General features: G+C 39.2%; 18 protein-coding genes and 1 riboswitch. Of the genes, 12 read left to right on the top strand and 6 right to left on the bottom strand.

The features are described 5' to 3' along the window. Positions 1-218 precede the first annotated feature (218 nt). Both serA and HNQ85_RS01900 read right to left on the bottom strand, forming a co-directional pair. Positions 219-1,793, bottom strand: coding sequence for a phosphoglycerate dehydrogenase (gene serA, locus HNQ85_RS01895; protein WP_181535665.1), 1,575 nt, complete (start codon positions 1,791-1,793; stop codon positions 219-221). A gap of 308 nt (positions 1,794-2,101) precedes the next feature. Beyond that, positions 2,102-2,602, bottom strand: a complete 501-nt coding sequence (locus HNQ85_RS01900) for an inorganic diphosphatase (RefSeq protein WP_181535666.1) — start codon at positions 2,600-2,602, stop codon at positions 2,102-2,104. 149 nt (positions 2,603-2,751) lie between these two features. Next, positions 2,752-2,884, top strand: a riboswitch (FMN riboswitch). Positions 2,885-3,133: 249 nt separating this feature from the next. Between HNQ85_RS01900 and HNQ85_RS01905 the strand changes: the two genes are divergently transcribed. Then, complete coding sequence (locus HNQ85_RS01905) at positions 3,134-3,709, top strand: ECF transporter S component (RefSeq protein ID WP_181535668.1); 576 nt, start codon at positions 3,134-3,136, stop codon at positions 3,707-3,709. Positions 3,710-3,813: 104 nt separating this feature from the next. Here HNQ85_RS01905 and HNQ85_RS01910 read toward each other — a convergent pair whose 3' ends face one another. Further along, on the bottom strand, positions 3,814-4,062 hold the full coding sequence (locus HNQ85_RS01910) for a ferredoxin (RefSeq protein ID WP_181535670.1): 249 nt from the start codon (positions 4,060-4,062) through the stop codon (positions 3,814-3,816). A 279-nt stretch (positions 4,063-4,341) separates the two neighbouring features. On the opposite strand from HNQ85_RS01910, the gene HNQ85_RS01915 reads away from it, so the two are divergent. The 5 genes from HNQ85_RS01915 (at position 4,342) to HNQ85_RS01935 (ending at position 8,758) form a co-directional block, all read left to right on the top strand. Further along, positions 4,342-5,397: a YpbB family protein gene (locus tag HNQ85_RS01915; RefSeq protein WP_181535672.1), complete on the top strand. Its 1,056-nt coding sequence runs from the start codon at positions 4,342-4,344 to the stop codon at positions 5,395-5,397. Then, positions 5,387-6,865 (top strand): RecQ family ATP-dependent DNA helicase, encoded by a 1,479-nt coding sequence (locus HNQ85_RS01920; protein WP_181535674.1) that lies wholly within the window; start codon positions 5,387-5,389, stop codon positions 6,863-6,865. Before HNQ85_RS01915 ends, HNQ85_RS01920 begins: the two co-directional genes overlap by 11 nt. A 16-nt stretch (positions 6,866-6,881) precedes the next feature. Then, a complete protein-coding gene (locus HNQ85_RS01925; protein ID WP_181535676.1) occupies positions 6,882-7,475 on the top strand; it encodes a CPBP family intramembrane glutamic endopeptidase in 594 nt (197 codons plus the stop codon). 12 nt (positions 7,476-7,487) lie between these two features. Then, positions 7,488-8,129, top strand: coding sequence for a LysM peptidoglycan-binding domain-containing protein (locus tag HNQ85_RS01930; RefSeq protein ID WP_181535678.1), 642 nt, complete (start codon positions 7,488-7,490; stop codon positions 8,127-8,129). A gap of 182 nt (positions 8,130-8,311) precedes the next feature. After that, positions 8,312-8,758, top strand: coding sequence for a YpbF family protein (locus HNQ85_RS01935; RefSeq protein ID WP_181535680.1), 447 nt, complete (start codon positions 8,312-8,314; stop codon positions 8,756-8,758). Between the two features lie 52 nt (positions 8,759-8,810). On the opposite strand, the gene HNQ85_RS01940 is transcribed toward HNQ85_RS01935, so the two are convergent. From HNQ85_RS01940 to HNQ85_RS01950, 3 genes are read right to left on the bottom strand one after another with little or no spacing between them, the layout of a single operon-like run. Continuing rightward, a complete protein-coding gene (locus HNQ85_RS01940) occupies positions 8,811-9,380 on the bottom strand; it encodes a manganese catalase family protein (RefSeq protein ID WP_181535682.1) in 570 nt (189 codons plus the stop codon). 23 nt (positions 9,381-9,403) lie between these two features. After that, positions 9,404-9,664 (bottom strand): spore coat protein CotJB, encoded by a 261-nt coding sequence (locus HNQ85_RS01945; RefSeq protein ID WP_181535684.1) that lies wholly within the window; start codon positions 9,662-9,664, stop codon positions 9,404-9,406. Beyond that, positions 9,661-9,891, bottom strand: coding sequence for a spore coat associated protein CotJA (locus tag HNQ85_RS01950; RefSeq protein WP_181535686.1), 231 nt, complete (start codon positions 9,889-9,891; stop codon positions 9,661-9,663). Before HNQ85_RS01950 ends, HNQ85_RS01945 begins: the two co-directional genes overlap by 4 nt. Positions 9,892-10,036: 145 nt before the next feature. Between HNQ85_RS01950 and HNQ85_RS01955 the strand changes: the two genes are divergently transcribed. The 6 genes from HNQ85_RS01955 to HNQ85_RS01980 all read left to right on the top strand — a co-directional run bounded on the left by HNQ85_RS01955 (position 10,037) and on the right by HNQ85_RS01980 (position 15,774). After that, complete coding sequence (locus tag HNQ85_RS01955; protein WP_181535688.1) at positions 10,037-10,432, top strand: hypothetical protein; 396 nt, start codon at positions 10,037-10,039, stop codon at positions 10,430-10,432. A gap of 8 nt (positions 10,433-10,440) precedes the next feature. Next, a complete protein-coding gene (locus tag HNQ85_RS01960) occupies positions 10,441-11,199 on the top strand; it encodes a metallophosphoesterase (protein ID WP_181535690.1) in 759 nt (252 codons plus the stop codon). 88 nt (positions 11,200-11,287) lie between these two features. Next, positions 11,288-12,193, top strand: coding sequence for a MerR family transcriptional regulator (locus tag HNQ85_RS01965; protein ID WP_181535692.1), 906 nt, complete (start codon positions 11,288-11,290; stop codon positions 12,191-12,193). Between the two features lie 155 nt (positions 12,194-12,348). Further along, a complete protein-coding gene (locus tag HNQ85_RS01970) occupies positions 12,349-12,954 on the top strand; it encodes a genetic competence negative regulator (protein WP_181535694.1) in 606 nt (201 codons plus the stop codon). Positions 12,955-13,349: 395 nt separating this feature from the next. Next, entirely contained in the window at positions 13,350-14,627 is a 1,278-nt protein-coding gene (locus HNQ85_RS01975) for a Glu/Leu/Phe/Val family dehydrogenase (protein WP_181535696.1), read from the top strand. A 169-nt stretch (positions 14,628-14,796) separates the two neighbouring features. Continuing rightward, positions 14,797-15,774 carry a YpdA family putative bacillithiol disulfide reductase gene (locus tag HNQ85_RS01980; protein WP_181535698.1) on the top strand — a complete coding sequence of 326 codons (978 nt, stop codon included), beginning with the start codon at positions 14,797-14,799 and terminating at the stop codon, positions 15,772-15,774. Positions 15,775-15,793 lie beyond the last annotated feature (19 nt).

A 15,793-nucleotide genomic window follows, 5' to 3' on the forward strand; every position in this document is an offset into this window, starting at 1 on the left:
TCTTCGCCTGTAGAGGTGCTTGTCACTTCTAAGGCGAAGGTTATTTGGCACAAGAGAGCTAGGCGCCGTAGCTAGACAAAAAGAAAGGCGGAGCCGAGTGTATAGCCATGAAACACGTTGATGGGATTGAAAACGGACTCTAAAATACAATGTAATGTAACTTATTAGCTTGAAAAAAGAGGCGGAGAATCTACCGCCTCTTTTTCTATGAATCTAATTTAAACTTCAATCTTTTTCACAGACTCAATATCTGTAACCTCAGACAGTTTTTCTACAATCGAATCGGCTAACGGTTTATCAAGCGATAGCATCATAATTGCCTTTCCGCCGACAGCTTGACGTCCTACCTGCATTGTCGCAATGTTTACTTGATGATCGCCTAAAATTTTTCCAACTTGACCAATCATTCCTGGTTTATCATGATGTTGAATGTATAAAAGATGGCCTTCCGGAGCAAAATCAATCGCAAAACCGTTAAAATGAACGATACGGTCTCCATAATTTGGAATATGTGTTCCTTTAATCGTAAATGTTTGCTTTTCTCCATAAATGGTTAAGGCAATGGAGTTAGCGTAGCCTTCAGAGTTTGTCGAGAACTTTTCACCAAACACGATGCCGCGCTCTTTGGCGATCATGGCGGCGTTCACTTCATTCACAGTCGAAGCAACGCGCGGTTTTAAAAAGCCGGCAAGCAAGCTGCGCGTAATAAATGTTGTTTCCAAATCGGCAACTGTTCCGGAGTAAGTAATGGCGATTTCCTGCACAGGCTCGACCATATATTGTGAAGCGACCGTGCCCATTTTTTTCGCCAAATTATAGAAAGATTGAATCTTTTCATAAACCTCTTTTGATAATGTTGGGAGATTAATAGAGGACGTAACTGGTTTTCCTTCTAAAAATTTCAATACTTCTTCAGCAACTTGAGTGGCCACATGTAATTGAGCCTCGACCGTCGATGCCCCTAAGTGCGGTGTGACAATGACATTATCAAACGCAAGAAGTGGATGGTCACCAGGTGGTTCTTGTTCGAATACATCAAGAGCGACGCCAGCAACATGACCGTTTTCAAGAAACGCTACTAACGCCTGCTCGTCCATAATGCCACCGCGTGCACAATTTATGAGGTAAACACCTTTTTTCGTTTTTGCTAAATTTTTCGGACCTAGCAATCCTTTTGTTTCTTTTGTTAAAGGGGTATGTACTGTAATAATATCGGAAACGGATAACACTTCATCGAGCGTGCAAGGTTCTACTCCGATTTTTTCCGCTCTTGCTTTTGTTAAAAATGGGTCATATACATGAACTTTCATTCCAAAAGCACGGGCGCGTTTTGCCACTTCCGAACCGATTCGGCCAAAACCGATAACTCCTAAATGTTTTCCGTATAATTCACTGCCGACAAATGCGGAACGATTCCATTCCCTCGACTTCACAGAAACGTGTGCTTGGGGAATATGGCGCACAAGTGCAGCCATCATCGCAAATGTATGCTCTGCCGTTGAAATTGTATTGCCGTCAGGAGCGTTGATAACAACGACTCCATATTTTGTTGCCGCATCTACGTCAATGTTGTCAACACCAACTCCAGCGCGGCCAACAATTTTTAAGCTTTTCATTTTGGCCAGCAGCTCTTCTGTTACTTTTGTCGCGCTTCGTACAAGCAATGCATCAAACTGGTCAAGATATTCTTCGACGTCAGAAACTTTTTTTTGCACAACTTCAATATGTTCAGCGTTTAATAGAGGGGCTAAACCTTCTTCACTGATGGCATCAGATACTAAAATTCGAAACACAGTGATAACTCCTTTCTCGATGGATATTTTTTAAATTTCTGATAATTTATCATACGAAAAAAAGACTGTCAATGAGCTTAGGAGAAGTCATACAAATGTAAGCGTTTTTATCTTAAATGTTCGGAAATAGAATGATTGGGGAGCAAGGTTTAAGCAATATGTTGTATGAAAACAAAAAAGCTGACCCAAAACAAAGTGTCAGACCCCACAACACAATAGATAAGACTTAACTTTGGATAAATGAATGATATATTGTGAAATGGGCGTGAGGTCAGACACTGATGGGTCAACCTTTTTTTATCAGTTCATTATTTCTTTTGTTCGTTATAGCGGGCGATGCACTCATCGATTAGTTTAGCAGCAGCTTCTGGACCTTCCCATGTACCGATTTCTGTTTTCTTGCCTTGAAGATCTTTATAGCGTTCGAAGAAGTGGGCAATTTCTTTTAATTTATGTTGCGGTAAGTCTTCGATGCTGCGAATTTCATCGAAGCGAGGATCTTCAACTGGAACACCGATTAATTTTGCATCTTCTTCACCGCTGTCAATCATATTTAAATAGCCGATAACGCGCGTATCGATGACGCAGCCAGGGAATGTAGGATTTGTCACAATCACTAAAATGTCAAGCGGATCGCCATCTAGTGCAAGTGTATTTTGTAAGTAACCGTATTCAGCCGGATAAAACATTGGCGAGAATAGGACACGGTCTAATTTAAAAATTCCGCGTTCTTTGTCAAACTCATACTTGTTTTGACTGCCGGTAGGAATTTCAATAAATGCTTCTACTATTTTGTTTTCAAAAGCCATCGACAATTTCCTCCTTAATAATATGTATGCTTTTTTTATTATAGAATATGAGAGAACGAGTAGCAACAATTGGTTAAAAAGTCTTTAATTCAAGATTTTTATGTTCACAAATGAAGAAACATTCGTTATAATATAACCGAACAAAATAGATCTATCTTCGGGGCAGGGTGAAATTCCCGACCGGCGGTGATGAAACAATGGTTTCTAAGCCCGCGAGCCGTAAAGGCAGGATCTGGTGCAAATCCAGAGCCGACAGTATAGTCTGGATGGGAGAAGATGGAGGTTGAAGCGTCCGAAAATATAGTTGGCGGGCGTCTCTTTGGCATACCATAAAACTTCTCGTGGCTGATCCAAAAGCAAAGTGTCAGCCCACGCAACATGATATAAACGTCGGATAAATAACCTATATATGATGTGATGTGCGTAAGGTCAGACACTGTGGGACAGCCCGATTTTTTTATGGGGCTAGAGAAACCTTCCTCTTTTTCTTGAGATGGATCTGTATCTCAGAAAGAAAGGAAGAAGAGAAAGATGAAAGAAACAAACAATGTGAAAAAAATGATGGCTATTGGAATGTGGAGCAGCATTGCCTATTTATTGATGATGCTGAACTTTCCGTTGCCGGCATTGCCACCATTTTTATTAATCGATTTTAGTGAAATTCCAGCGATGCTAGCAGCCATTTTATTTGGACCAATTGCAGGAGTTGCAGTAGAAGCAATTAAAAACATACTTCACTATCTTATTCAAGGTAGTGGTACAGGAATTCCTGTGGGACAACTGGCGAATTTTGTTGCTGGAGTGTTATTTATTTTACCAGCATCCTATCTATTTCAAAAATTCGGCACTTCAAAAGGTTTAACATATGGATTAGTATTGGGTACGATTGTGATGACATTGATGATGAGTGTATTAAACTATTACGTTATTTTGCCTGCGTATACTTTCTTTTTAAATGCTCCGGCATTATCTTCGGAACAAGCGCGACAATTAATTGTCACAGGCATCTTACCGTTTAACGTAATTAAGGGAAGCATGGTTACAGTTATTTTTATCATATTATTTGCAAAAATGAAGCCATGGATTCATCGACAAATGGCTGCGTAATAATAGATGAAGCCCCTTTGATGGTTCAAAGGGGCTTTTAGATTTTGTTGTCTAGCTTCAGCGGCTAATTCGGCTTGCAGTCGCTTGCTTCCACTTTTTAAATCTTATTCAAACTTGCTTGGATCTCCATCAAATGGCTCGTCTGCTACTTTAATGGAGTCAGTTGGGCATCCTTCCATCGCATCCATCATGTCGTCAATTAAAATATCTGGAACTTCTACGATACCTTGGTTGTCGTCAAGTGTTACGTAAGCAATACCTTCATCATCGTAGTCATAAATGTCTGGAGCAGCAGCGCCACAAGCTCCACATGCGATACATGTTTCTTTGTCAACAATCGTATACTTCGGCATACAAAAAACCTCCTGAGTTCGATTTAGCTTCTTACGGTATTGGTGATTAATAGATTCCGCTAACGAGGATATGTAAGTTGGAAACGTATTCCTCATAGTATAATAATAAAACTGTTCAAATAACTTTTCAATAGAAAAGTCCATTGAGAATGCTTATCATACTAAGGGTTGCTCATCTCAATTTTCCCATTTTTATGTATGCTTATACATGAAAACAATCGACAGATTTTGCTACAATAGAATCAGTGATTTGACAAGTTTTAGGGGGAAAAATCGAGATTGAACTATTTACATTGTATTGTTTTATATTGTTTGCGCCAATTTCGCGGTGAACGTTCCTTATCGGCTATTTATCATTTGCTTAAAGGGAAAAAGTCATCGCAGACATTACAGGACAGTAAATGGTTTCAATTAGAATTCTTGTTTGGTGTATTAAAAGATATTGAGAAAAAGGATGTAAATCAAACGTTTCATCAATTGCAGGAAAAACATTTCATAGAGCGTATAAATGAGCGTCATTATCAGCTAACAGATATAGGAAATAAATACCTTGATGACTGGCTGATACGTCTGCCGTTTCCTGCTTATTTAAACGGACTTAAATATCATCAACAAACAACACCATTTTGGTATCGTCTTTCCCTTGTCATTCAAACATTATCCAATTTGCTGCATGGACGAAAGTTTGAACCGATTCATCGCCATGAGGAAACACTTGCTTGGGTCAAGCGCTATCTTCTTTCGAAAAAACAAGTACACGACTTAGGAAAAATGCTTTATCATGAATTAACGACAATTCTTTCTGCTTTTTCTGATGAAGAAGCGGCAATGTTTGTATTACGTTTGACAAGCTATAAACGAATTGGCTGGACCAATGAGCAAATAGCTGTCTTTTTCAACAAGGATCGCATCTATGTTCAGCTCATTTTTCAGCATGTGTTACATTATATGATGGCACGGGTAGAAATGGATAGAAACCGTTTTCCAGCTTTATATGAACTACTAAGAGACCTTTATGTTCCTATCCCTTTAACGATGTCGACAAGAAAAACGTATGAATGGCTGCAAAAAGGAAAAAGCATCGAGCAAATTGCGCAAATCCGCAAGTTAAAACGAAGCACAATTGAAGACCATCTTGTCGAAATTGCTGCCAATATAAGCGATTTTTCAATTGGAACGTTTGTTGAGCAGCAAACGATCGAAAAAATCAAACAAACAGCGGCTCGATTGCAAACAAATCAGTTGAAGAAAATTAAAGAAGCATTAGGAACAACAGTAAGCTATTTTGAAATTCGCCTTGTGCTTGCGAAAGTCGGTGGGAAACGTGAAACTTGAAACGATATTAAAAGAGAAGTTTGGCCATTCTTCCTTTCGACTAGGCCAGAGGGGCATTATTGAAGATGTCTTAAATGGGAATGATGTCATTGCAATGCTACCAACAGGTGGCGGAAAATCGCTTTGCTACCAGCTCCCTGGATACTTGCTTTCCGGCAGTGTGTTGATTATTTCTCCGCTCGTTTCGTTAATGGAAGACCAAGTACAGCAAATGCGCAATCGTGGCGAAAAACGAGTGATTGCTCTGAATAGCTTTTTATCCGTCCGTGAAAAAAAAGAGGCTCTTGCGCATTTAAACAGTTACCGCTTTATTTATGCTTCTCCGGAAATTTTACAGTCGCCTAAACTGCTAAACGCCTTATTGAAAGTGAACGTATCATTGTTTGTCGTCGATGAGGCACATTGTATTTCACAGTGGGGGCATGATTTCCGTCCGGATTTTTTAAAGCTCGGACAAATTCGGCAGCTCCTCGGCAATCCACCATGTTTGGCGCTGACAGCGACAGCGACGGTGGAAGTCATTGAAGATATCATTGCTTCTCTCCAAATGCGTAGCATAAAAAAACATTTGTATTCCATTGATCGTCCAAACATTGCGATTAAGGTGGAAAAGGCAGAGTTTTTACAAGAAAAAATCGAGAAACTGCTTTTTTATGCGAAATCTTTGCAAGGCCCAGGCATCATTTATTTTTCAAGCCGGCAGTGGACAGAAAAAGCGGCTAATCTGCTTAGGGAAAACGGTTTGGACAAAACGGCGTATTACCACGGAGGCATGGATGCTGAGCAGCGAATGCTCATTCAACAGCAGTTTTTGCACGATCAATTAAATATTGTCTGCTGTACAAACGCTTTTGGAATGGGAGTGAATAAAGCAAATATCCGCTTTGTCATTCATTTTCATCTTCCCGCTCAGATGGAATCGTACGTACAAGAAATCGGAAGAGCAGGTCGAGATGGAAATCATAGTGTCGCGATATTATTGTATACCAATGGCGATGAGGACATGGTACAATCTCTTATGGAGATGGAATTGCCGACAAGAGAACAGGTCGAACAATTATGTAATCGATTATCTATGAATCTATCGAAAAGTGAGTTGGAAGCATATGCACTCGACCGTGTTGGGCTGACCGAAGTGCAATGGCGGTTAATCGACTATTTATTGGAACGTTATTCACGAGCGGAATATGTTGATGCGAAAGATTTATGCTGTCAATTAATGAAGAAAATTGAAAGTCGCAAACAATTAAAACAACAAAAATTAAATGCAATGCTGCGGTGGATTTTTCATTCTCATTGCCGCAGAGAACAAGTTTTGTCTTATTTTACGGAACAGCTGACACAAAAACCTGAGGCGTGCTGCGATATATGCGGGTTTGATATAAGCCGTTACTTTTCGAACAACCGCTTGAAGCGAAAGACGATAGCATTCGATTGGCAGGATGAATTGAAAAGAATTTTCTTTTGAAATGAGGACATGGGTAATGAAACGTCAAGCACAACTCATTCAAACAATGAGCGACAAAGAAGTGCTCATCCATTTATATATTACACAGCTTTTATTATTGTTCTTATCTTTCATCATTGGTTTATTCTTTTTTGACTGGGAATCTTTCGGGCAGCTCTGGCAATTTTCATTTCATGACGTCATTGTGTATGGAGCAGGGAGTGCACTTCTCGTTCTTATCGTTGATTTTTTATTGATGCATTATTTGCCGGAAGATTGGTATGACGATGGTGGAGTGAATGAAAAAATTTTTCAAACTCGCTCGATTCCACACATATTTTTTCTATGTCTTCTGATTGCTTTTAGTGAGGAAATATTGTTTCGCGGTGTCATACAAACGAATTTGGGTCTTGTGATTGCAAGCATCATTTTTGCAGTATTGCATGTTCGCTACTTATCCAAAATATTTTTGTTTATTGTCGTTGTTTTGCTTAGTTTTTTTCTCGGCTATGTATACGAACTTACGCATAGTCTGTGGGTGACGATTTTCTCTCACTTCTTCATTGATTTCGTTTTAGCAGTGAAAATTCGTTTTGATTATCTTCAATCCAAGCGCAAAGAGCAATATTGAGGTGAAGAAACATTGACGAACAAACCATCTTCGCATGACCAGGCTGAAGGATTGCGGCAGCAAGCGCATGACTTGAAACAAGAGGGAAATGAACTGGATACCTTCTCATTACCGCCTCGCAGTGAGGTGCATAAAAAAACGAGCAGAAAGACAAAATGGAAAATTAAATATCCAGTCATTCGTCTGTTGGCGCTTTTCTTTATTCTTCTGCCAATATCGATTTTAAGCATTTATTATTTATATGATAAAAAATCGACAAGTGTGATTAAGCTCAATCAAAGTGATAGCTACGAAACAGTAGATATTGTTAATCACAATGATGAGCAAAAAACGAAAATAAAACCAAGTTCTCAACCGACCCAATCAACAAGCAGTGAGAAAGTGAAGTCGTCGGCTAACAATCGCCAATCTGTATCAGAATCTGTTTCAAAATCTGTATCAGAAAAAGAGCAAATAGAAAGCGATGAAGAGGAGAGCGGGCAGGAGGTCATTACTCATGTCGTCCAAGAAAACGAAACATTATTCAGTATTGCGATGAAATATTATAAAAGCGATGAAGGAATGCGAATCATTAAAGAATGGAATGATTTAAGCAGCTCACAACTTCATAAAGGGCAAGTGTTAAAAATACCAGTATTTGAGATGTCAAAGTAGAGGTTGTCCGGCAAAGGTCTGACCTGACGCGTCATTTCCAATAAAACAGGATGTACGTGGCGTCTGACCCTTTGCGTGGGACAGCCCTTTTTCTTTTAATGATATAAAATGGTACAAGTTCGTTCTAATTTTGCAATCTTGTACATATATTTATAACAACCAACGATATTGGGGGTAAAAGAATGGAGTGGTTTCATGAAAACATCGATGAAGTGACAAAACAAATGGTGTCAGCTGTTATTGAGAAAAAGCAAAAGTTTGAGCGGTTGAAGACAATCGTAAAAGTGTTGCAGATGATTACGTTTATTGGGTTTAGCGGTTTTTTTATTTATGTCGCTCTTTTTATTGTTTATCCAAATTACTTCATTGTTAGTTCCATGATTGACGATTTTCTAAACCGCCCTGAACATTTATACATATTGCTTGTTTTATTTTCTATGTACTGGAGCATTCTTTTTTATCAAAAGAAATGTGACAAGGCTGAAGAAGAATTTCATGCATTGCGATGCGAAATTATTCAAAAAAGTAATGATTTATGGAAAGAGAAACAAGAATGGAAAGAGCGTTATAAGCTGTTTGAATGGATGAAAAAACAATATGATATTAATTTATACTATGAAAATAAATAAGCTGACTCAAAAGCAGGACATCTGCACTGATGAGCCAGCTAGTTGGCCTGAACTAAAAAAATTTTTTTCGGTCGCGTTCTTCTTTTAAAATTTCCACCGCTTCACGGAACCGCTGGGCATGAATGATTTCACGTTCGCGCAAGAAACGAAGTCCGTCATTTAAATCAGGATCATCGCTCATATTAATAATCCATTGATACGTTGCCCTTGCTTTTTCTTCAGCGGCGATGTCTTCGTAAAGGTCGGCAATTGGATCACCTTTGGCTTGAATGTAAGCGGCCGTCCATGGAACACCAGCTGCATTATTATAGAAAAGAGCGTTATCGTGGTTCACATAATGGGCATCAAGCCCAGCTTCTTTTAGCTGTTCCGGCGTTGCATCCTTGGTTAGTTTATACACCATCGTTGCAATCATTTCGAGATGGGCGAATTCTTCTGTTCCAATATCGGTTAACAAACCAATGACTTTATCCGGGATGGAGTAGCGTTGGTTCAAGTAACGAAGGGCAGCGGCCAGCTCACCATCGGCACCGCCATATTGTTCAATGAGATATTTTGCTAACTTCGGATTGCATGTGCTCACTCTTACCGGATATTGTAATTTTTTTTCGTAAATCCACATGTTTTCTCCTCCCGCTCACATCTCTATACTTGCCATGGCCATGGCGTATCGTCCCAATTCCACGGGTAATTCGAATAACTGTTGCCGTACTGCTGAAGTGGACCGTATAATGTTTCGTATTGTTTTTTTAGGTGTTTTCGTTTCTGAGCCAGCTGGTTAAACTGTTGAATCGCTTGATAGTCTTGTGGATGGGTGTCTAAATACAATGTTAAATCGACGAGTGCAAAATCAACGGCTTGCAGTTGTTCAAGAAGCTCATAATATTCTTTTGGCATTTGTTTCATTGGATATCACCTTTATAAGCCGTTTCATAAGGGCCGTAATAAGGATCGTAAAATACCTTCCAAAGCGTTCCTTTTTTTAATGCTTCATGGAGTGGAAATTGTGGCAAATTCGGCGGTTGAAACGGAATATAAAGATTCGGTGGGGTAACATATGTTTTCGTGCAAATTGGATGGCAAGGGTCAAAAGGGCTTACATATGGATGATACTGTTTTCGTGTTGTAAACATGGCGAACCTCCTTTTACAGTGCATCACTTTATGTTTATGATTTTTTTTTTTTATTCATGACAACAAAAATGATTTATCGGCTCGTCGATAACAGCATGAAATTCCCTCTCTTCACATACAAGTGGAACAAAGGGGAGGAGGATTTATGCGATTTAAATTATGCTGTCTTTTCATCGGTTTTATTTGTGGATATCTCATGATTAGCTGGATGCCGGAAGTGGACCCGTTTCGTTTTACGAATTTTATCACAGAATTTATTTTTAACCCGCTTAAGTCTTTCTTAGCGATGACTTCTTTTTTTGTCGGTTTTTTGGCTAATGCCATTCTTATTCGCTCCGCCGTTGAAGAAATAGTGTTTTATCTTTCTGGACACGAAGTGCGGCTTGGGGAACTCATTGTTAGTTATGGAGTTGTTGCGAATTTTTATTTTTTATTTCAAATGAACGTCATCTTAACTGGTTTGTTTTTAATCTTTTCTATTGTTTATGGTATGATGTCGATAGATTTACAGCGGAAGCGAAAGTTTAAAAACAATCTGTAGGGGGATTTATGTTTATTTCATTGGCTGCTATCGTCATATTTCTTTTGGTTTACATGTGGTTTGAGGCGCATCGTAACAAGGTCACTTATACAAATTTAATGTTTCGGGAATTCCCAAGAAGTTTTGGAGAGATGTCAATCTTTTTTATCTCAGATATTCACCGACGCAACATATCCAAAAAAATTATTAATGAAGTAAAAGGGAAAGCAGATATTGTAATTATCGGTGGAGATTTAACAGAAAAAGGTGTTCCGTTTGCGAGGGTCGCAGAAAACATTCGGCGTTTAAAAGAAATCGGTCCTGTTTATTTTGTCTGGGGGAATAACGATTATGAAGTTGATTTCCATGAATTGGACAGCTTCTTAACGGAAGAAGGAGTGAAAATTTTAGACAATACAGCTGTTATTTTCGAATCGGAAAAAGGGGAAAAAATCGCTTTGCTCGGTGTCGATGATATGAGTAAAAATCGCGCTCGGCTTGACTTAGCTATCTTAGATGCAGGGGATGAAGGGTTTCGCATTCTTGTTTCCCATAATCCGGCGATTGTTGGCAAAATTCAAGAACATCAGCGCATTTCCCTTGTTTTAAGCGGACATACACATGGAGGCCAGATCCGTTTCTTTTCATTTGGGATTTATGAAAAGGGCGGTGTACGAAAAATAAATGGAACAACAGTCATCGTGAGCAATGGATATGGAACAACGGCTCTTCCGTTTCGTCTTGGTGCACCGGCAGAAACGAATTTGATTACGCTAAAATCGATGTAAAAAAACATATACAAAATTTACGCGTGTTGTACAATTAGCTATAATGGATCAAAAGGATCAGCTCAACGTATGTGGAGGATGATGCGGGATGTCATCACAGGAAGGAAAGTACAACATTAAAGCTGTCTCGAAAATGCTCGGCATTCAGCCGGGAACGCTTCGGGCATGGGAACGGCGCTATCAAATCATCGCTCCAAAGCGGAATGAATCCGGACATCGTTTATATACTGAGGAACATGTCAAAATTTTAAAATGGCTCATTTCGAAAATAAACAAAGGATTCACGATTAGTCAGGCTGTATCGCTTCTTGAAAAAAACGGAATGGAAGCAACGAGTTCTTTCACGGACGAAGAAAGAAGCGATTTTGATGTCCATTTAATGGACGAGTTATTAGAAGCGCTATTGTCATTTGATGAAAATCGGGCCAACGAATTGATGAACCGTGCTTTTAGCATGTATACAGTCGAGAAAGTCGTTGTTGACATTTTAGGTTCGTTGTTGGCATGTATTGGCGATTTGTGGGAGAAAAAGAAAATTACAAGTGCTCATGAACATTTTGCAAGCTCGTTTATTCGCTCAAAAATTGGTATTATTTTTTCAACGATTCCTATTAATGGGGTTTTACCAAAAACGATTTCTGTATGCGGTCCTGATGAATGGCATGAGCTTGGATTATTAATGTTTACTTTATATCTTCGCCAAAAAGGATTTGAGACCATTTATTTAGGAACAAGCATTGCTGAAAATGATATAGACGTTGTCATTGATGAAGTGAAGCCAAAATTTTTGTTTTTATCATGCACATTAAAACAAAACATTGAAAAAACGTTTGCTTTGATTGACCGCTTATCTGAAAAATATCCAGGCTTAACCATTGGTGTGGGTGGGAAAGCGTTTGAACGTCTTGAAAAAAAGGAAAAAGAAATATATGGGGTTTATGTTGTTGGACAGACGAAAAAGGAATGGGAAAAATGGCTTGAGAATCAACTGTAGCACCATGAGAGGAAAATAGTAATTTTATTGAAGATATTGCTTGTCTAAATGTACAGAAACGATGTAAACTCATTAGTAACAATGAAAGAACCATTTATAATTTTTTTCATACAATAAATATAAGAAGATGGCTGTGTAGGTAAGGAGGGATGTTTATGAGACTTGAACGATTAACTCATAATAAAATTAAGATTTTCCTAACATTCGATGATTTAATCGACCGCGGATTAACGAAGGAAGATCTTTGGAAAGATTCGTTTAAAGTACATCAATTATTTCGCGATATGATTGAGGAAGCAAACGAAGAGCTCGGATTTGAAATTAATGGCTCAATCGCGGTGGAAGTGTACTCTTTACCGGCACAGGGAATGGTTGTCATTGTTACGAGTGAAAGCCAAGACCATGACTTGGAGGAAGAGTTTAGCGACGATTATATCGAGATGCAAGTAACTCTCGATGAGAGTGAAGATATATTTTATGAATTCCAGGAGTTCGAACATATTATCCAATTATGTCATCGTTTGTATACGCTTGGCTTTTTTGGTGGAACGTTATATTCGTATAACGGACGTTTTTATTTACACGTTGCCGAGCCTTCTCATATTGATACGAACGACTTTGTGGCAATATTGGCCGAATTCGGCAGCCCATCAACGATTACGATTCATCGCGTTCAGGAATATGGCAAAAAGTTAATCGAATCCAATACCGTTCAACAAATTTATCAATATTTTATTGAAGGAAAACAAGCTGACTCATAATGGCTAGTGTCTTCAAAATATATAAGAGGCTGACCCTAAAGCAAGTGTCTCCCCATAACTATAATATATAGTACATAACATTAAATGAGAACGCTATATATTATGGATTTCATGCAAGATCAGACACTTTTGGGTCAGCCCTTATATATTGTGGCCATTTATTTTGGAGTCAGCTTCTGTTTTTATCGATCTCGCATAGACAATGCTTCAGCGTGCTGGAAGAAATAGTATACACTTTGCGAATTATTGATATAAAAATGATGTAAGCGATTGCAAAAGAAATAAAAAAGGTTAAAAAATCGATTTTTTTCCTTTGCATAAATAAGTTGAGGGTGTATACTATGACATGAAAGGTGGACAATAATTTACAAAGTGATTTTATGGGAGGTTTACTTATGGTAGCCGACAAGCATACCAACGAAGAAAAACATGAGGAAAAGCACGATGTTTTAAAGGCGACACAAATTGTCATACATAGAGCTTTGGAGAAGCTTGGCTATCCAGAAGAAGTATATGAACTATTAAAAGAGCCGATTCGCATGCTGACAGTAAAAATTCCTGTGCGCATGGATGACGGTACAGTGAAAATTTTTACCGGCTACCGTGCCCAACATAATGACGCGGTTGGACCAACAAAAGGGGGCATTCGTTTCCACCCGAATGTAACAGAGAGAGAAGTAAAAGCTTTATCGATTTGGATGAGCTTAAAGTGCGGGATTGTTGACTTGCCATATGGTGGGGGTAAAGGCGGTATCGTCTGCGACCCACGAACAATGTCGTTCCGTGAGCTTGAGCGTTTAAGTCGCGGTTATGTGCGTGCGATTAGTCAAATCGTCGGGCCGACAAAAGATATTCCAGCTCCAGACGTATTTACGAATTCGCAAATTATGGCATGGATGATGGATGAATATAGCCGCATCGATGAATTTAACTCTCCGGGATTTATTACAGGTAAACCGCTTGTGTTGGGTGGTTCACACGGTCGTGAAACAGCAACAGCCAAAGGGGTAACCATTTGTATTCGCGAAGCAGCGAAAAAACGCGGCATTGATTTAAAAGGTGCGCGCGTCGTTGTACAAGGCTTCGGTAACGCAGGAAGTTTCTTAGCAAAATTCATGCATGATGCGGGGGCCAAAGTCATCGGTATTTCCGATGCTTACGGTGCGTTATACGATCCAAACGGTTTAGATATTGACTATTTGCTTGACCGTCGCGATAGCTTTGGAACAGTGACGAAACTATTTAAAAATACAATCACAAACAAAGAACTGCTTGAGCTTGAATGTGATATTTTAGTTCCAGCAGCGATTGAAAACCAAATTACAGAAGAAAATGCTCATAATATTAAAGCTAGCATTGTCGTTGAAGCAGCGAACGGTCCAACAACATTAGAAGCAACGGAAATTTTAACGCAGCGCGGCATTCTCATTGTTCCGGACGTTTTGGCAAGCGCCGGTGGCGTAACCGTTTCATACTTTGAATGGGTACAAAATAATCAAGGCTATTATTGGTCAGAAGAAGAAGTGGAAGAGAAACTTGAAAAAGTAATGGTGAAAGCGTTTAACAATGTCTATGAAACAGCGCAAACGCGCCGAGTTGATATGAGGCTTGCCGCTTATATGGTGGGCGTGAGAAAAATGGCGGAAGCATGTCGTTTCCGCGGCTGGATTTAAAAATTGAAAGTTCACCAAAAATCTCCTATCATTTTCATGATAGGAGATTTTTTGTTTCATATTGCTTATGAGTCATTCGTGGCGAACTTGCAACATTGTGGCAGTAAAATGAATGAAAAACAGGAATGTGGTAAAAGCGCTTTATTTCTTTTGAGGGAGTGAGCATTGCATGAAAAAAGAGAAAATCATCATTGTCGGCGGCGGACCATGCGGTCTTGCAGCGGCAATTGCCTTGCAAGATGTTGGTTATAAGCCGTTAGTAATAGAAAAGGGAAATATCGTTAATGCAATTTATCATTATCCAACACATCAGACATTTTTTAGTACAAGCGATCGTTTAGAAATTGGTGGTGTTCCGTTCATTACAGAAAATCGGAAGCCAAAGCGAAATCAGGCGCTCGCTTATTATAGGGAAGTTGTGACGCGTAAGCAAATTCGTGTCAATACGTTTGAAAAAGTAGAAGCGGTTGAGAAACAAGCGAATGGAACATTTATCGTAACAACAACAAAGGACAAATACGAAGCAGACTATGTCATTATTGCTACGGGATATTACGATCATCCGAATTATATGAATGTGCCGGGAGAAGATTTGCCAAAAGTGACACATTATTTTAAAGAAGGGCACCCATATTATAATACGGACTGTGTCGTGATTGGTGGAAAAAACTCAAGTGTTGATGCAGCATTGGAACTTGTAAAGGCGGGAGCCCGTGTAACGGTACTATATCGGGGAAGTGAGTATTCTCCAAGCATTAAGCCTTGGATTCTTCCGGAATTTGACTCGCTTGTCCGTCGAGGAGTGATTAAAATGGAATTTAACGCTCATGTAAAAGAAATTACGGAGGATGCAGTCACTTATACAGTCGGGGACGAAGTGAAAACGATTAAAAATGACTTTGTTTTTGCAATGACTGGTTATCATCCCGACCATGAGTTTTTGAAAAAAATGGGTGTTGGTATTGACGAAGAGACGGGCCGTCCGCTTTATAATCCAGACACGATGGAGACGAACGTGGAAGGAATTTTTATTGCCGGAGTTATTGCCGCCGGGAATGATGCGAATGAAATTTTTATTGAAAATGGCAGATTTCATGGTGGACAAATTGCTGCTTGCATCGTTGAGCGTGAGCAGAAAAATATTTAATCATTTAAAATTTAGAGGC

This window comes from [Anoxybacillus] calidus (genome assembly GCF_013760845.1).
Classification (GTDB): Bacteria; Bacillota; Bacilli; order Bacillales; family Anoxybacillaceae; genus Paranoxybacillus; species Paranoxybacillus calidus.